18 protein-coding genes are annotated in these 15,424 nt (G+C 57.5%); 8 read left to right on the forward strand and 10 right to left on the reverse strand.

Annotated elements, in window-relative coordinates:
• The 3 genes from NT131_03995 to NT131_04005 are packed head-to-tail and all read right to left on the reverse strand — an operon-like array spanning position 1 to position 1,854.
• Positions 1 to 1,140, reverse strand: coding sequence for an SPFH domain-containing protein (locus NT131_03995; GenBank protein ID MCX6650803.1), 1,140 nt, complete (start codon positions 1,138 to 1,140; stop codon positions 1 to 3).
• A 4-nt stretch (positions 1,141 to 1,144) separates the two neighbouring features.
• A complete protein-coding gene (locus tag NT131_04000; protein MCX6650804.1) occupies positions 1,145 to 1,678 on the reverse strand; it encodes a hypothetical protein in 534 nt (177 codons plus the stop codon).
• A gap of 53 nt (positions 1,679 to 1,731) precedes the next feature.
• Positions 1,732 to 1,854 (reverse strand): hypothetical protein, encoded by a 123-nt coding sequence (locus tag NT131_04005; GenBank protein ID MCX6650805.1) that lies wholly within the window; start codon positions 1,852 to 1,854, stop codon positions 1,732 to 1,734.
• A gap of 320 nt (positions 1,855 to 2,174) precedes the next feature.
• On the opposite strand from NT131_04005, the gene NT131_04010 reads away from it, so the two are divergent.
• Positions 2,175 to 3,788 carry a glutamate synthase-related protein gene (locus NT131_04010; GenBank protein MCX6650806.1) on the forward strand — a complete coding sequence of 538 codons (1,614 nt, stop codon included), beginning with the start codon at positions 2,175 to 2,177 and terminating at the stop codon, positions 3,786 to 3,788.
• Positions 3,789 to 3,879: 91 nt separating this feature from the next.
• Here the strand turns inward: NT131_04010 and NT131_04015 are convergent, their stop codons facing one another.
• Positions 3,880 to 5,073, reverse strand: coding sequence for an MFS transporter (locus NT131_04015; GenBank protein ID MCX6650807.1), 1,194 nt, complete (start codon positions 5,071 to 5,073; stop codon positions 3,880 to 3,882).
• Positions 5,074 to 5,226: 153 nt separating this feature from the next.
• On the opposite strand from NT131_04015, the gene NT131_04020 reads away from it, so the two are divergent.
• Positions 5,227 to 7,233 carry a thioredoxin domain-containing protein gene (locus NT131_04020; protein ID MCX6650808.1) on the forward strand — a complete coding sequence of 669 codons (2,007 nt, stop codon included), beginning with the start codon at positions 5,227 to 5,229 and terminating at the stop codon, positions 7,231 to 7,233.
• On the opposite strand, the gene NT131_04025 is transcribed toward NT131_04020, so the two are convergent.
• Both NT131_04025 and NT131_04030 read right to left on the reverse strand, forming a co-directional pair.
• Positions 7,228 to 7,812 carry a DUF4443 domain-containing protein gene (locus NT131_04025; GenBank protein ID MCX6650809.1) on the reverse strand — a complete coding sequence of 195 codons (585 nt, stop codon included), beginning with the start codon at positions 7,810 to 7,812 and terminating at the stop codon, positions 7,228 to 7,230. The two genes, NT131_04020 and NT131_04025, sit on opposite strands and share 6 nt — an antisense overlap.
• Before the next feature lie 2 nt (positions 7,813 to 7,814).
• Positions 7,815 to 9,113, reverse strand: coding sequence for a methionine adenosyltransferase (locus NT131_04030; GenBank protein ID MCX6650810.1), 1,299 nt, complete (start codon positions 9,111 to 9,113; stop codon positions 7,815 to 7,817).
• Positions 9,114 to 9,236: 123 nt separating this feature from the next.
• Here NT131_04030 and NT131_04035 point away from each other — a divergent pair, with 123 nt between their 5' ends.
• On the forward strand, positions 9,237 to 9,800 hold the full coding sequence (locus NT131_04035; GenBank protein ID MCX6650811.1) for a helix-turn-helix domain-containing protein: 564 nt from the start codon (positions 9,237 to 9,239) through the stop codon (positions 9,798 to 9,800).
• 17 nt (positions 9,801 to 9,817) lie between these two features.
• On the opposite strand, the gene rnz is transcribed toward NT131_04035, so the two are convergent.
• Genes rnz through NT131_04050 form a run of 3 tightly spaced genes read right to left on the reverse strand, consistent with a single transcriptional unit; the run spans position 9,818 to position 12,094 of the window.
• Positions 9,818 to 10,726 (reverse strand): ribonuclease Z, encoded by a 909-nt coding sequence (gene rnz / locus NT131_04040; protein MCX6650812.1) that lies wholly within the window; start codon positions 10,724 to 10,726, stop codon positions 9,818 to 9,820.
• An 18-nt stretch (positions 10,727 to 10,744) separates the two neighbouring features.
• Positions 10,745 to 11,839, reverse strand: a complete 1,095-nt coding sequence (locus NT131_04045) for an MFS transporter (GenBank protein MCX6650813.1) — start codon at positions 11,837 to 11,839, stop codon at positions 10,745 to 10,747.
• A gap of 39 nt (positions 11,840 to 11,878) precedes the next feature.
• Positions 11,879 to 12,094 carry a hypothetical protein gene (locus tag NT131_04050; protein MCX6650814.1) on the reverse strand — a complete coding sequence of 72 codons (216 nt, stop codon included), beginning with the start codon at positions 12,092 to 12,094 and terminating at the stop codon, positions 11,879 to 11,881.
• 80 nt (positions 12,095 to 12,174) lie between these two features.
• On the opposite strand from NT131_04050, the gene NT131_04055 reads away from it, so the two are divergent.
• From NT131_04055 to NT131_04070, 4 genes are all read left to right on the forward strand, one after another.
• Positions 12,175 to 12,591 (forward strand): universal stress protein, encoded by a 417-nt coding sequence (locus NT131_04055; protein MCX6650815.1) that lies wholly within the window; start codon positions 12,175 to 12,177, stop codon positions 12,589 to 12,591.
• A 78-nt stretch (positions 12,592 to 12,669) separates the two neighbouring features.
• Positions 12,670 to 13,317 (forward strand): ribulose-phosphate 3-epimerase, encoded by a 648-nt coding sequence (rpe, locus tag NT131_04060; GenBank protein ID MCX6650816.1) that lies wholly within the window; start codon positions 12,670 to 12,672, stop codon positions 13,315 to 13,317.
• Between the two features lie 107 nt (positions 13,318 to 13,424).
• Positions 13,425 to 13,835 (forward strand): hypothetical protein, encoded by a 411-nt coding sequence (locus tag NT131_04065; GenBank protein ID MCX6650817.1) that lies wholly within the window; start codon positions 13,425 to 13,427, stop codon positions 13,833 to 13,835.
• Between the two features lie 49 nt (positions 13,836 to 13,884).
• On the forward strand, positions 13,885 to 14,052 hold the full coding sequence (locus NT131_04070; GenBank protein ID MCX6650818.1) for a hypothetical protein: 168 nt from the start codon (positions 13,885 to 13,887) through the stop codon (positions 14,050 to 14,052).
• On the opposite strand, the gene NT131_04075 is transcribed toward NT131_04070, so the two are convergent.
• Complete coding sequence (locus NT131_04075; protein ID MCX6650819.1) at positions 14,053 to 14,262, reverse strand: TRAM domain-containing protein; 210 nt, start codon at positions 14,260 to 14,262, stop codon at positions 14,053 to 14,055.
• A 62-nt stretch (positions 14,263 to 14,324) separates the two neighbouring features.
• Between NT131_04075 and fen the strand changes: the two genes are divergently transcribed.
• Positions 14,325 to 15,335 (forward strand): flap endonuclease-1, encoded by a 1,011-nt coding sequence (gene fen / locus NT131_04080; protein ID MCX6650820.1) that lies wholly within the window; start codon positions 14,325 to 14,327, stop codon positions 15,333 to 15,335.
• Positions 15,336 to 15,424: the final 89 nt, after the last annotated feature.

Consider the following 15,424-nt stretch of genomic DNA (forward strand, 5'->3'; position numbering starts at 1 on the left):
TTACAGCCCTGTGCCGCACTCCGGGCAGAACTTAGTTGTGAGAGGGGACTCCTTGCCGCATTTGGGACAGGGCTTGCTCCCTTTCATCTGCCCTCCGCACTCCGGGCAGAACTTGGCCTCGGCCGGCACGTCATTGCCGCATTTGGGACAGGGGACCCTGCCGTTGGACATCTTGTTCCCACAGCTGTGGCAGAACTTGGCGTCCGGCGGATTGGGCGTATTGCATTTCGTGCAGGCCACCGTGGCCACTGCGGCGGGAGCCGCGGCCGGGGCTGGCTGAGCCGTTCCAGCTGCAGGCTGGGTGCCACCCTGGCGCATGGCGTCCACCATCATGTAGCCGGCACCGAAACCAGCGCCGACCCCCACGCCCGCTGCGGCAGCCCCGCCGGACGGGTTGGAGGCCGCCTCGCGCATGGCCTGACCGGCCTGGTAGGTGGCGTAGTTGGTGTTGAGTATCTGCATGGAGGCGCGCATGTCCACGGCCTTCTGCACCTCGTCGGGCATGGAGATGTACATCCCCGATACCTTGTCGATTATCACGCCGTAGAGCTCGAAGTGGTCCTTGGCCTTGCTCAGCACCACTTGCTCGATGTTCATGAGCTGGGCGGCCAGATCGGCCACTCCCATGCCCTTGGCCTTCATCTCGCCGATGGCGTTGTAGATCAGCACCACCATCTGCTCCTTGATGCGCTCCTCCACCTCGGGGGCGGTGGCCAGGTTCATGGTCCCCACGAACTGGTTGACAAAGTTCTCCGGAGCGCCCACCTTGTAACGGAACTCCCCGAAGACCCTCAGGTTGACCATACCGAACTCGGCGTCGCGGAACTGGTAGGGCTGTTTGCTCCCGTATTTTCCGTCGAAGACCTTCTTCTGCAGGTAGATAATCTCGGCCTGCTGCCGCGCTCCCGACAGCGCTTCGATGACCTTGCCGATTATCGGTGCGTTCAACGAGGTCAGGGCGTAACGGTCCGGTCGGTCCAGGTAGGCCATGGCCTTGCCGTCGCGATAGAACACCGCGATCTCGTCCTCGCGCACCACGATGTTGTCGTTGAGCTTTACGTTGCGGTCCATGCGGTACATGATGTTGTTCCGCTTGTCCGCGTCCTCCCATTTGAAAGTCTCTGCACCTATCAAGCTCATGTGATCACAGCCCCGTATCGGTTATAGCGGCCTTGCGCCGCTTGAAGCGGTCCTCAAGTCCTTCCACCCTGGCCCTGACGGTGTCCACGGCCTGTATCAGGCTTACATTGTCCCCAGAACGAACCATGCCCGGCAATTGGACCAGGGCCTCATCGATGAAGTTGATGCTCTCGATCATCGAGGCGTCGTACTCATAGAGCTTGTTGAGCTCGTGGTCCTTTATCTTCACGTCCGCAGAGATGCCGGAATACCCTACCTCGGCGTGCAGCATCTCGCCCTCCACCCTCTTCATGAGATTGACCAGGGAGCCCACTTCCTCCAGAGCATCGGACGTGGGGTCCTTCCGGACCAGCGCCCTGCGGGCGTCCTCAAGCTGGGCCCTCTCCTGGGACATTCTCTTGACCAGTTCCGCCCTCAGCATGCGGTCCGAGTCGCGAAGGTCCTCCCTGATGCGGTAGCCCCGGAACCCCGGGATGACCGTTTGGATTTTTTTCAGCAGGCCCCGGTCGTCCTCGACCTTATCCCTTATGTCTGGCAAAGGAACCAACTCCCTCGCCCCAGATATCGTAAGGCAATCTTAAAAACATTGGCCTACATCATCTTCCGGGTCATATCTCCAAGGGAACCGTACTTGCGCATGCCTCTCTTACCCAGGTAACGACCTATCAGGGCGCAGGGTATGACGATCAAGAAAGCCCACAGAGAATCTGTCAAGTAATAGACCACATCAGCGATCAATATCCCGACGGCTGCGCCCCAAATAGTCCCAAGCCATACCAGATTAAGCCCCAATCAACGCACCGAAGGAGTGATGATGTACCCATAATAATACAATTTTCATCATCGGCAAATGATTTGCATCATCTTTCATAGACAAACAAACTATCAGTCGCTCTTTTCAGCTTAAATATTTAGATTTTTGTCTACAGTGTATAAATAATCACTGTCCATTCATCTAATTATTAACGGACAACATTCATATAATGACAGTATATCCCATCGTGTCATAGTATAACAAGGAGAGTGAGATCACCTTGAACATTATAGAGAACAGTAGGTCCACAACTGGTACGAAGACACGTGTGCAGGACATCAGCCCGGTGAATGGAATGTGCCCCATTTGCATAGAGGATTGCAATGTCCTTTGTGAAGTGGGGAAGTCCGCCTTCCGCGGACGCGAAGTCCTCTATCCCATGCCGGAGTACTTCGGAAAGAGCACCGCGGCCTCCAACAAGGATTTCCATATGGACTGGTCGCATTTCCAGATCATGGCCGAGCTGATCGGGGCCCAGGGCATCGAGCCCACCCCGGACAAGGCCTTCTTCGAGAACGTCGACATCAACACCAGCGTGGCCACCAGGTCCAAGAAGCCGATAAAGCTCAAAGTACCGCTGGTAATCGCCGGACTGGGTTCCACCGCCGTGGCCAAGCGTTACTGGGAGGCCATGGCCAAGGGCGCCGCCATCAGCGGCATCATCCAGACCGTGGGCGAGAACGTCTGTGGCATGGACCCTGATTCCATCTATAGCAAGGGAAAGGTGACCAAGTCACCTGACCTGGTCTTCCGTGTTTCCTCCTTCAGGGAATTGTGGGACGGCAAGTACGGTGGCATCGCCGTACAGACCAACGTCGAGGACCAGCGCGGCGGCGTGGACGAGTACGCCCTGTCCAAGCTGGAGGTCGACATCATCGAGAGAAAGTGGGGCCAGGGCGCCAAGGCCATCGGCGGCGAGGTCCGGCTGACCACTTTGGAAAGGGCATTGGAGCTCAAGAAGAGGGGCTACCTGGTGCTGCCTGACCCCGAAGACAAGGACGTCCAGGAGTCGTTCAAGGCCGGGGCTTTCAAAAGCTTCGAGAGGCACTCCCGGGTCGGCTTCCCCGAGCACAAGTCCTTCGTGGAGGACGTGGAGGACCTGCGGTCCAAGGGCGCCAAGTACGTGTTCCTGAAGACCGGCGCCTACCGCCCGGAGGTCGTAGCGTTCACGATGAAGGCCGCTTCCGAGGCCAAGATCGATATGCTGACCTTCGACGGTGCCGGCGGCGGCACTGGCATGTCCCCGGTCCCCATGATGAACGAGATGAGCACCCCCACCGTGCATCTGCAGGCGCAGGTGCTCATGTGCACCCAGATAATGAAGAAGAAAAAGAAGTTCATACCCGACCTGGTCATGGCCGGCGGTTTCGTCAACGAGACGCAGATCTTCAAGTCCATGGCCATGAGCAACATGGGCGACGGCCCGCTGGTGAAGGCCATCGCCATGGCCAGGGCCCCGCTGCTGACGGTCATGAAGAGCCAGAACTTTGTCAAGCTGGCCGAGACGAACGAACTGCCCAGCAGCTTCACCGCCGCATACGGGAACGACCCCAGGCGCTTCTTCATCGCCGCGCAGGACATCGAGGACCGCTTCCCCGGCAAGAAACTGGGAAAGGACATCCCCTACGGGGCCGTGGGCGAGTACACCTACTTCGTCGATCGCGTTGGCGAAGGAATGAAGCAGCTCATGGCCGGAAGCCGCAAGTTCACCCTTCAGAACATGGCCCGCTCGGACCTCGCCTCCCTGACCCCCTACGCCGAGAAGGTCACCGGGATCGAGACCCTCGAGAACATGGCCCAGAGGGTCATGCTGCCGATGCTGGAGAAATGGTGAGCCGTCTTCTTCTAAACCTCAAAAACCCCTTTCCTCATTTTTTATTTACTGCGATCCTCGTGAATGTGCTCATCGTCTCATCCGGCTGGAACTAGTCTTTCTTGGCCCTGAAGAACATGAGCAGCAAGGGCAATGAGATGAACTGCAGGATGATGGAGATGGTTATCATCATCGGGATGGAGATGTCGTAAATCACTCCCAGTAGCACCGAGCCAACGAACCAGAACGAACCGAAAATGGTGTTGTAATACCCGTAGGCGGTGGCGCGGCAGCCCATGGGCGCCAGGTCGGCCACCAACGCCCTCATGATGGATTCCTGCGAGCCCATGCCGAGTCCGAATAGCACCATACCAAAAGCGATTAGCCAGGTCGAGTCGGAGAAGGTGAACAGGGGGAAGAAGGCCGTGGGAATGATCACCACCAGGAGCACCTTCGGACCTATCTTGTCGAAATACTTGCCAAGGACCATGGCCGAGATGGCGTCCGCCCCCATGGCCAGAGCGTAAAGCAAGGGGATCATGGCGCTGTCCGTTATGGAATGGTTCTCGATGTGGTAGGCGATCAGAGGGTAGTCGACGTACCCGGCGGCCAGGAAGGCGGCCGCCAATGCGTATATCCAGAAACGCCTGGGAAGGACGGGCTTGACGAACGGCGTGGCCTCTTCCATCTGCTGGGGCTTGGGGTATCTTTTATACGTATAATACAGAAGAACGAGGGTTATCACCGCAGGTATGCCCATGAACAGGAAGCTTTCGGAATAGGACCCCCCGCACATGAAGACCAGGGCTATCATGACCGGTCCAACCATGGCGCCTACCGAGGAAAGAGCTTCCTGCACGCCGAAGGCCCATCCCCTCCCGGTCTTGCTGGAGGCGTGGGACAGCATGGCGTCCCGGGCCGGCGACCTCACCGCCTTGCCCATGCGCTCCATCATCATCAGTATGGCGACGGAGTACCAGTCCCCGGCGAAGGCCAGCATGGGGATGGCGATAAGGTTCATGGTGTAACCGATCAGAACAATGGTCCAATACTTGCCCGTGCGGTCGGTCACGTGCCCGGACACCACCCTCCAACCGTACCCGATGAACTCACCGAAACCGGCCACCAGGCTGACCACCGCGGCGCTGGCCCCCAACGTCTTGAGGTAGGAACCGCTTATGCTCCTGGCGCCCTCGTAGGACATGTCGGCGAAGAGGCTTACCACGCCGAGCAGGATGATGAAATAGGTGGCGTATTTTAGGGAATGGCTTGCGCTGAGGCTACCGCTATCCTCCCTCCCTCCCATCAATTTACGAATATCCACTGGTGCATCCCATCCCTAGGAGCTAACCAAGTGGCGACATACATTACTGAATGAACATATAATACCTTCATCAATACTAACGGCTGTCTAGAAAATGGTAAGGTAGATTACCAAGCAGCTTCGTTAGCGCTCTCCATGAACGATGGTCGGAAGGGCAATCGCCTGATCGATGAGAGAAGCCCCTACCTCCTCCAGCATGCGCATAACCCGGTGGATTGGTACCCCTGGGGAAAGGAGGTCTTTGAGACGGCGAAACGCCTGGACCGCCCCATATTCCTCTCCATAGGCTATTCATCATGCCACTGGTGCCATGTGATGGAAAGGGAATCGTTCGAGGACCCGGAGATCGCCAAGCTGATGAACCGGGCCTTCATCAACATAAAGGTGGACCGGGAAGAGCGCCCGGACGTGGACAGCCTCTACATGAAGGTGTGCCAGATGATGACGGGCGGCGGAGGCTGGCCCCTCACCATAATCATGACCCCGGACCGGGTGCCCTTCTGGGCCGGGACCTACCTTCCACGGTTCACAAGGCAGGGGATGCCTGGCATGCTGGACCTAGTTCCAGCGGTGGAGAGGACCTGGAACGAGAGAAGGGAGGATATAATGGACGTCGCGGTCAACGTCCTGGAAATGCTCGACTCCATCGTCCGGGAACCGGTCGAAGGGGACGTCTCCTCCTTACCGGAACTGGCATTGGAAAAGATGAAGGAGGACTATGAACCGCGGCACGGAGGCTTTGACGGGGAACGCAAGTTCCCCAGTCCCCACAAGCTTCTGTTCCTGTTGCGTCTTTGGAAGGAGAAGCAGGACCAGAGCGCGCTGGACATGGCCACGTTCACCCTGGACAATATGATCATGGGCGGGATCAGGGACCATGTCGGGGGAGGCTTCCATCGCTATTCCACCGACCCGCGATGGCATGTGCCCCATTTCGAGACGATGCTCAACGACCAGGCGCTTATCCTCATAGCCCTCTCCGAGGCTTACGCCGCCACCTCAAAGGAAGCGTACAAGCAAGCGGCGGAGGAGCTGATGGCCTACGTGGAAGAGCGGCTCACCTCCCCAGAGGGGGCCTTCTATTCGTCGGAGGACGCTGACGCCGCGGGGGAAGAAGGCTCCTATTATCTATGGACGTACAGCGAGCTGTCCGCGCTCCTTGGTCCAGAGGACCTGGCGACCTTCAAGGAGCTTTACGACGTCTGGGATTCTGGCAATTACCGGGACGAGGCCACCCGCATGAGGTCTGGAAAGAACGTCCTGCATCTGACCTCCTTCGTCTCTGAACATGCGGCCAAGAAGGGCAAGGACCCGGAGGCCATGATGGCCTGGAACGTTCAGATGAGAGGCAGGTTGAAGGAAGCGAGACGAAAACGACCCTCGCCTGCCTTGGACGATAAGGTCCTGGCGGATTGGAACTGCCTTATGATCGTCGCCCTTTGCTCCGCCCATCGCTATCTAGGAACAGAAAATGCCTTGAAGAAGGCCGAACGGGCCTTGGCCTTTGTCGAGGAGCGTATGGTCGTGGAGGACGACCTGCAGCATAGCTGGCGGGAGGGCGCGGCCTCCATACCGGCCTTCCTGGACGATTACGCCTGCCTGACCTGGGCCCACCTGGAGATGTACTATCTGACATATGCACCTGGTCACCTGGAGAGAGCCCTGGCCTTGGCCGAGAGGATGCTGGTGCTTTTCGTCGATCGGGAGGATGGAGGCTTCTACCTATCGCGGGAGGACCCCGCTCTGCTGGTCCGGATAAAGGACCTTTACGACGGAGCGCTGCCTTCCGGCAACTCCGTCGCCTACTACACGTTCGCACAACTTGCTACCCTTTTCGACGATGCCAGGATCGTTAACGCCATGGAGAGCGTGGAGCATCATTTCCTGGACGAGCTGCGGACGTTCCCGGCCGCGCACGCCATGTTCATAAACGGTGTCCTGATGAAGAGGGAGGGCAAGATGCTGGAGATGTTCGGGGGGGCGAAGCTGCCGTTGGCCGGTTATCACCCGCACCTGCTGATGATAATGGCTGAGCACATGGAGGGAGGAGCAGTCAGGAACGAACCTGGCTTCCGCCTTTGCACCAAAGGCCAGTGCCTGCCGGAGACGAACGACCCCTTGGAGATATTGAAGCTGTTATAATAGGTCAAAGGCCGCGGCCAGTGCCCCGTCCTCCGCCTTGGCTACGGTGGATGCGGTGCCGATGATGATGGCGTCCCCGTCCCGGAGGTTGAACGCGCTTTGCAGGCATTTCGCAAGGACCGGGTCCTGGTCATCGATGATGAAATCAGGCGGGACGATGAGCTTGCCCCCCCTGACCACAAGGGTGGTGGCGCCCTCGGCCCCGGCTATGATGGCCGAGTCCCGCTGCTCCACGCCGAGCTTGATCTTGTCGCCGTTATTGCTCATCTGCACGGCCACGCACTCCTGGCCTAAGGCGATGGAGCCGTGCCCGATGCTGACCATCTTAATCGGAAGGTCGGAAAGGAAGGCGTTCCCGTGGCGGGTGATCTTGACGCCCGTCTGCCGGATGTCGATCATGTCCAGTCCACGGAGGTATTCGATTATGGTTCGCATGCTGCCTTCGCCGATGCCTACCGCCTCCGCTATCTGCTTGCGTCCCTTGCGCTTCTGGTCCGAGAGCACCATCAGCGTGCGGTACACGTGGTGGTTGCCAAAACGGTGCACTGGACCATAGCGGGGCAGATCGACGAGCTTCATGCCTAGAATACCGTGACCTGTCCTTTTACAACTTTCTCCGTGACCTTGCCTATGTTCTCCAACCACTCGTCGGATATGGCATAGGCCTCCTTCTGCCACTTGTTGAAGTCGGCACCAGGGGCCAGGAACAGCTGTACGCTGCAGGTCTCCGGGTCGCTGATGGGCCGGCCGATCTGGGAAAGAATGCGTACGTCGGCCTCCAGGACGTTTCCGTTGCTCTTCTTCACGATGTCGTTGGCGATCCAGTTGGCCAGGATGTTGTACATCTTGCCCACATGGGTGATGGGGTTCTTTCCGGCGGAGGCCTCCATGGACATAGGGCGGTACGGCGTTATGAGACCGTTCATACGGTTGCCGCGTCCTACAGATCCGTCGTCGCCGTTCTCCACGCTCAAGCCGGTGACCGTCAGGTAGAAGTTGCCAGTGGCCGGGTTGTCAGCGTGATTTATCTCTGCCTTAAGGTCGTAATCGGTGAACTTAGTGGCATTGTCCAGCACCCTCTCCTTCATCTCCTCGATAACGCTGATGTAGTGGTCGGCGTCGGGGATGTAGCGGTCGACCATGGCGCAGGCGATTGTCATGTTTATCTTCTTGTCTTTGCGAGAGCACATGACCTTGACGTCCTCCCCGGTCTCCTTGAGCTTCTTCTTCATGGCCCCGTTGATGTACTTCTCGGTCTCCAGGCATACCAGCTCCGTTTCGGAAAAGGGAGCAAAGGAGCAACCGAAGGATGTGTCATTGGCCAGCAGGCAATGGTTGCCGTGCCCGTCCATCTTGCACTGGTCCTTCAAGGCCTCGAAGTTCTTGATCAGGTCGAAGGAGCCCTTGCCGATGCGGCAGTCGACGGTGATATGCCTGTAGACGTCCAGGTTGGGGAAGCGCTTCAGGTACTCCTTGGTGGCAGAGATGGCCGTGGTGCTGTACGGTAAGCGCTCTCCATTCACCTGGGTGATGGCCCTTCCGGAAAGAACGATATGGATGGGCTCCAGTACCTCGCCGCCTCCGAACTTGGGGTTGCTCTGCCCGCCCACGACCTCGTTCTGGTCGGTGTTGTGGTGCAGTATCTCCCCGAACCTTTCCAGATACATTTTACACAGAGCGAGCGAAACGGCCTCGGCGATACCGTCGGAAATGCTGTCCGGGTGACCTATGCCTTTTCTTTCGACCAATTCCACGTTCTGTTGGGCCAACGGAGTGGCCAGGATGCTTTCGACCAGGATGTTCTTGGATGCTTTCTTGGGGGAGCCCTTTCGGGCCACGGGCTTTGCCGTCGCCTTTACCTTCTGACTGACCTTAGCCATGATAGATTCACCTTTAATTTACCAAGTCCGATAGTGCGGACTGGATAAGGCTTGTGAAATTCGTAATTTAATATAAGGCTGATTGCCTCTAATATTCATATATGAATAAACATATCGACCTTCATGAAGTTCCCGCAAGAGGCGGAGATCAAGCGCCTTCGTAAGTCCTTGGACATCACGCAATCGGAGCTGGCCCGGCTCAGCGGAGTGAGCCAATCCACCATCGCCAAACTGGAAAGGGGCAGCATCCACGGTAGTTACGAGGCGGTAACGAAGATATTCACTTCCCTGCAGGAGGAATCACGCAAGCGCTCCAAGGTCAGCCGCGCGGTTGACCTATCCACCAAGCAGATCGTGGGGGTTCAGGCCAACGAACTGGTCAGAGCGGCCACCGACCTGATGCGCTCCTCGGGGATATCTCAAATGCCAGTATTTCTTGGGCGACAGCACGTGGGCAGTATAAGCGAACAACAGATATTGGCCAGATTGCGGGATGGTGAACGCATGGAGACCATCGTGGAACTAAAGGTGGGTGATGTCATGGACGAGGCCTTCCCCATAGTGAGCGAGGATACCCCCATCGAGGCGGTGACCGCACTGCTGAGCACTTCGCACGCGGTCATGGTAGCCAGGAAGGGCGACATGAGCGGGATTATCACCTCGGCGGACCTTCTTAAGCTGATGTGACATTATTCGTAAATGAATTACTTGTCCATCAGCAGAACGAACGTGTCCAGATCATTCGGTATGATGGTATTTGGGAATATTTCCTGCGCTTCTTTTAAAAGCGGTGCGGCGTCCTCGTAGCGGCCGCTGATATGGACCAGGTACAGCGTTCCCACCCCGGCATCCCTGGCCAGGACGGCCGCGTCCATGGCCGTGCTGTGCCGGTACTCCCTGGCCTTAGCCTCAAGGTCAGAGGCCACCGTGGCCTCGTGAACCAGCACGTCCGCCTTCCTGCTGGCCAGGGCCAGCTCTGAGCAGGGGGCGGTGTCCCCGCTGTAGACCACCTTGAGACCCTTTCGGCTCGGCCCCATGACCATGTCCGGCGTGACGACCGTATTGCCAACCTTCACGTTCTCCCCTCGGACCAGCTTAGAGAAGTTTGGTCCTTCTTTGACCCCCAATGATAAAGCCTTCTCCGGTTCGAACCGACCGGGTCGCTCATCCTCTTGGAAGACGAAGCCCAGCGAGGGAATGACGTGGTCGGTGCGGACCGCTTCCACCACATATCCTTCGCCGACCATCGTCTCCTTCGGGTCGAGGTCCTGCCCAGTGACCTCGTATTTGAGGTCGAACTCCCCCAACGTGAGTATCTTTTCGATAAGGTCGGCCGTCCCTTCCGGACCGTACACCTTCAGCGGTGACATCCGGCCGTAGAAGTTCATGGATTGGATAAGCCCAGGCAGGCCCAGGAAGTGGTCCCCGTGATGGTGGCTGATGAATATGGTGGTGATGCGCATGAAGGAGACCGAGGAGGACATCAACTGGCGTTGGGTCCCTTCCCCGCAATCGAACAGCAGCACCTCCGGACCGATGCGCAGTGCGATCGAGACGCAGTTGCGCTTGGTTGTGGGCACGCTGCCGCCGGTCCCCAGGAAGGTCAGGTCCATGTCTCCCCCATTCCGTTTCTAGGCTATTACGCCTTTCTCCTTTTTGACCATATAACGATTGCCTATGATGAACACAAATAAGCCGATTATGGCCAGGGCCGTGGCGATGTACATGGAACCATGATACCCGAGGACGTAAACGGTCGCTCCGCCGACCAGGGCACCGATGATGGCCGAGACGCTCAGAGAGGACTGGAGAAGGCCGGACGCCGTTCCCTTCTCGTCGTTCCTCTCCATCAGATATTTGATAGACCCGACGTACAGGCAGGACCAGGCCGCAGCGATGGACACCTGCATGGGGATGATCTCCTCGGGACTGGTGGCCAGGGTGTACGATGGGAAGGTCAGTATGGAGAACAGGAAACCGGCCATGACCAGATGGTAGGTCTGGAAGCGATCGATGAAGCGCATGAACACGTACTGGCACACGGCGTTTATACCGTATACGAAGCCGATGAAGAGCGGGCTGGCCCCCAGGTCGTATAGGAAGAGCGGGTAGACCACCCATATCATGTTCGCTCCGATATGCCGGAACATGATGGATAGGTAGACTGGGAAGTTGTGCTTGATTATGTGCACGGGGAAGAAAGGCACCTTGTGCATCTTCTCCCCGGTGAAGGTGAGGCGCATGGAGATGAAGTAGGCCGCCAACAGCATCAGCGCGCTCAACAGGAATATCTCATAGTAGACGGCGATCAGTCCGGCGATGAAGTTGCCGATACCGAACCCCAGGCTACCGTAGGCGGTGAACTTGCCTATCTTGCCCTCGTTCTCGTACACGTGGGCCAACAGGGCCGAGGGATATATCCCGGCGCATAGTCCGATAAGTATGCGCACTACAGCGATGGATTCCTTGCTGTCGGCGAACACCAGCAGGAACAGGGCGATGCTGGTGAGTGCCAGCCCTCCTTGCATGTATAACCTGCGACCATGAATGTCCGAAGCTCGACCGAAGATGTAAGATGAGATGAAAAGCGCCAGGTTGAAGGAGGCTGTAATGAGGCCGATCTCCATGATGTTGGCGCCCAGATCGTCCCGCAACATGTTGGGGATGAGCAGGGCGGCGCCGGAAAGACCGGCGCTGGAGAGCACCTGGATGTAACCTGCCTTCATGTCCGAGGTGATTGGTTTGGGGATTTTATCCTTTGCCAATCAGCGGCCCAAGGTCTCGATCTCGCGGCCGTTCTTAGAGAGCTTCTTGTATTCCTTGTAATGCTGTTTGCACAGATGCACCCGTTTCAGTCCTTCGGCGACTTTGAGACCGGCGTCGTCCGCCGCATCGCCAGAGATGGACCTTTCAGCCTCGGCCTCGCATCCCTTTACATCGCAAGGCTTGTTCCCCTTTCTAGCGTGATGTGCTTCCGCCATACACCTGGAAATCCCATGGCGATATAATAGGATTGCCTCTACGGGGATATCATTATGTCCTACTCGAAGAATGAAATTTCATGAGCGAACGCGAGAAGGTATTGATATGTGTCGACGGTTCGGAGAATTCATTACGGGCGGTGGAGTTCGCCCGCGACATGCTCCTTTCCGTGGATTCTTACGTAACCCTCTTAGTTGTGGTCACGCCCATGGACTGTGACTACTTCATGGAGAAGACTGCGCCAGTATGCGACATCGACGGCATCGCCCAGACCAAGTCCCGGGTGGCCGCCTCCCTGCTTGAAGAGGCCGGGGTGAGCTACTGCCTAAGCTCTCAGACCGGGAATCCGACCGAGGCGATCCTGAAGGCCTCGTCAAAACATAAGTTGGTGGTCATAGGGCGAAAGGGCTCGGGCTCCTCGAACTCCATATCCCTCGGGGGCGTGGCCGGGCAGGTCAGTCAGAACATCAAAGTGCCTTTGCTGCTCGTTCCCTGATAGTCCGGCCGAAAGCCGGCATCCAAAGTATTTTTACCCGCACCGCTATCTCCAGATGGTTCAATCGAGGTCATTAAGATGGTCAAGGTAGCCCCGTCGATACTGTCCGCCGACTTCGCCCGACTTGGCGAGGAGGTCCGCCGAGTTCAGGATGCCGGTGCGGACTGGGTGCATATGGACGTCATGGACGGGGTTTTTGTTCCCAACATAACCGTTGGACCGGAGGTCATCAAGGCGCTTCGGCCTCATGCTACGATCCCCTTCGACGTCCACCTGATGATCGAGATGCCTGAGAGGTACATCGACCGGTTCGTGGATAGTGGCGCGGATTATCTGACCGTGCATGTGGAGTCCACGCATGACATCAAAGGCGCATTGCGCCTGATCCGCCAGGCGGGAAAGAGCCCCGGACTGTCTCTGAACCCCGCTACCAGCCTGTCCAAGGTAGAGCCGTTTCTGGACGAGATCGATCTGTTGCTGATCATGACCGTGCAACCCGGTTTCGGCGGACAATCGTTCAAACCGGAAGTGCTGCCTAAGATCGCTCGGGCAGCTGAGCTGCGAAAGGAATTAGGGCTGGAAATGGACATAGAGGTCGATGGCGGCATCGATCGGGACACCGGAAAGAGGTGCGCCGAGGTTGGAGCGACGGTGCTGGCAGCCGGTTCCTCGCTGTTCAAGGCCAAGGACATGAAGGCGGAGATTACTCATTGGCACGGCTTTTGATCTGATGTACTCCAATAGCAAGTATAATAACGGTGAACTGAAATGTAGGGCGAACCTTGTCGTATTTAAGCGATAGGGTTCATACACCGCGTGGGAATGATTCATCCATGGCACGAATAGGCTCTAAGAAATCATTGGTGGCCAAGCTCGGCATCAAAGAAGGACAGAAGATAAGGATAATCAACGCCCCTTCCAAGTACGACGTGGCCTTGGGTCGCCTGCCGAAGAACGTCGTTGAAGCCGGTGGGAACGATTCAGACCTCGATTTCGTCCAATTGTTCACCTCTTCCGAGGATGAGCTAAAGCGGGAGTTCCCCCGCCTCATGCGCTCCTTGAAGAGAGAGGGGATCCTGTGGATATCCTATCCGCGCACCTCCTCCAAGATCGATTCCGACCTGACCGGCTTTATGGTCAGGGAAGTGGGCACCGGTTATGGCATGGCAGAGGTCAAGATATCCTCCCTGGACGAGGATTGGGCCGGCATAAAGTTCGTGAACAAGAAGAAGGACCTGGATTGAGCTCAGTTAAGTTCATATCGAAAGCCTGTCATGGCGGGGTGCTATGTTCATGAACGTTACCGGTCGGCACATGGTCATTTTCATCACGGTCATCGCCCCGTTGCTGTTCCTGCTCGCGGCCCTTTTAATAGAACCGAACATCTGGGTAATGATGTTCGCCATGATATGGTTGGGCGTGGGGCTTATGATGCTCTACATACCCCGGGCCGAGGATTGATCAGGCCTTTCGACCGAAAGCGACCTTTCTTTCTAGGCGGGTTATCCGCACCTTGACCGTCTCACCGGGCGTGGCGTCCGGAACGATTATCACCAATCCGTCAATTTTGCCGATGCCATCACCCCTCTCCCCGATATCGGTGATGTTCACCTCCACGATCTGGCCTTCGGTGACCGGCCTCCTCCCGGCAACGCCACGCTCATCCCGCATGGAATTATCATTGGTCGCTTGGACAATAACTTTATGGCCGGGCGCCATAAAGGTACGGGAACATGGGAGTCAACCTATCTGACCTGGTGGTGGCCAAGGACCTGGAGCCGAGCGAGCTCATGGGCCGCACCGTGGCCATCGACGCCTACAACGCCATATACCAATTCCTGTCGGTGATCCGTCAGCCGGACGGCACTCCGCTGATGGACCCCCGGGGGCGTGTCACCTCCCACCTCGAGGGGTTGCTGAACCGGAACGCCAACTTGGTGGAGATGGGCATCCGCCCTTCCTATGTCTTCGATGGGATCTCCCCGGAGAAGAAGGAGGCCACCATCAGGGAGAGGAGGGAGCGCCGGGAATCGGCCAAGAAGGAGTGGGAACAGGCCAAGGCCGAGGGCGACGTTCGAAAGGCCTATTCCAAGGCCACGCAATCATCGCGCATCACCAATGAGATCGTGCAGTCCTCCCGGATATTGCTCACCCACTTGGGCATCCCGGTCATCCAGGCGCCCGAGGAGGGGGAGGCGCAGGCCGCCTACATGTGCGCCAAGGGCGATGTATGGGCCTCGGCCTCCCAAGACTTCGATTCCCTGCTCTTCGGCGCCCCCCGCCTGATACGCAACCTGACCCTTTCCGGCCGAAGGAAGATGCCGGGGCGGGAAGAATATCGTGATGTGCGCATGCAGATGGTGGACCGCCAGATCACCTTGGACTCCCTGGGCCTGGACGGACGGCAATTGGTAGCCCTCTGTATTTTGGTAGGAACGGACTTCAACCCCGGGGTCATGGGCGTGGGCCCCAAGAAGGCCCTCAAGCTCATCAAGCAGTATGGCACCTTGGCTGGATCGTTAAAATCCATGGGCATGGACATGGAAGACCTGGATAAAGTGGAGAGCATCTTCCTCGATTATGAACGGACCGACGACTACCGTTTGCAATGGGCGCAGCCGGACCGGGCCAAGGTCATGGACATGCTATGCGGGGAGTACGGTTTTTCAGAGAAAAGGGTGACCGGCGCACTGGACAAGTTCTCATCTGGCAAGAAGGACCAACGCCGCCTCGACATGTTCTAAGCATCACAATCTAGTGATAATCCGAAGTGATGGCCAGGACCAAGACATTTAAATGGGTGACCGCTTATAGAGGTGAGATAGGTCAGGGG

This window comes from Methanomassiliicoccales archaeon (genome assembly GCA_026394395.1).
Taxonomy (GTDB): Archaea; Thermoplasmatota; Thermoplasmata; order Methanomassiliicoccales; family UBA472; genus UBA472.

Bases quoted from the DNA above. Each gene is read 5' to 3' on its own strand.
- NT131_04045 (MCX6650813.1), bottom strand. From the start codon at position 11,839: ATGAAGGCAGGTTACATCCAGGTGCTCTCCAGCGCCGGTCTTTCCGGC.
- fen (MCX6650820.1), top strand. From the start codon at position 14,325: ATGGGAGTCAACCTATCTGACCTGGTGGTGGCCAAGGACCTGGAGCCG.
- NT131_04065 (MCX6650817.1), top strand. From the start codon at position 13,425: ATGGCACGAATAGGCTCTAAGAAATCATTGGTGGCCAAGCTCGGCATC.
- NT131_04020 (MCX6650808.1), top strand. From the start codon at position 5,227: ATGAACGATGGTCGGAAGGGCAATCGCCTGATCGATGAGAGAAGCCCC.
- NT131_04070 (MCX6650818.1), top strand. From the start codon at position 13,885: ATGAACGTTACCGGTCGGCACATGGTCATTTTCATCACGGTCATCGCC.
- NT131_03995 (MCX6650803.1), bottom strand. From the start codon at position 1,140: ATGAGCTTGATAGGTGCAGAGACTTTCAAATGGGAGGACGCGGACAAG.
- NT131_04035 (MCX6650811.1), top strand. From the start codon at position 9,237: ATGAAGTTCCCGCAAGAGGCGGAGATCAAGCGCCTTCGTAAGTCCTTG.
- NT131_04025 (MCX6650809.1), bottom strand. From the start codon at position 7,812: ATGAAGCTCGTCGATCTGCCCCGCTATGGTCCAGTGCACCGTTTTGGC.
- NT131_04015 (MCX6650807.1), bottom strand. From the start codon at position 5,073: ATGGGAGGGAGGGAGGATAGCGGTAGCCTCAGCGCAAGCCATTCCCTA.
- rnz (MCX6650812.1), bottom strand. From the start codon at position 10,726: ATGGACCTGACCTTCCTGGGGACCGGCGGCAGCGTGCCCACAACCAAG.
- NT131_04075 (MCX6650819.1), bottom strand. From the start codon at position 14,262: ATGCGGGATGAGCGTGGCGTTGCCGGGAGGAGGCCGGTCACCGAAGGC.
- rpe (MCX6650816.1), top strand. From the start codon at position 12,670: ATGGTCAAGGTAGCCCCGTCGATACTGTCCGCCGACTTCGCCCGACTT.
- NT131_04030 (MCX6650810.1), bottom strand. From the start codon at position 9,113: ATGGCTAAGGTCAGTCAGAAGGTAAAGGCGACGGCAAAGCCCGTGGCC.
- NT131_04050 (MCX6650814.1), bottom strand. From the start codon at position 12,094: ATGGCGGAAGCACATCACGCTAGAAAGGGGAACAAGCCTTGCGATGTA.
- NT131_04055 (MCX6650815.1), top strand. From the start codon at position 12,175: ATGAGCGAACGCGAGAAGGTATTGATATGTGTCGACGGTTCGGAGAAT.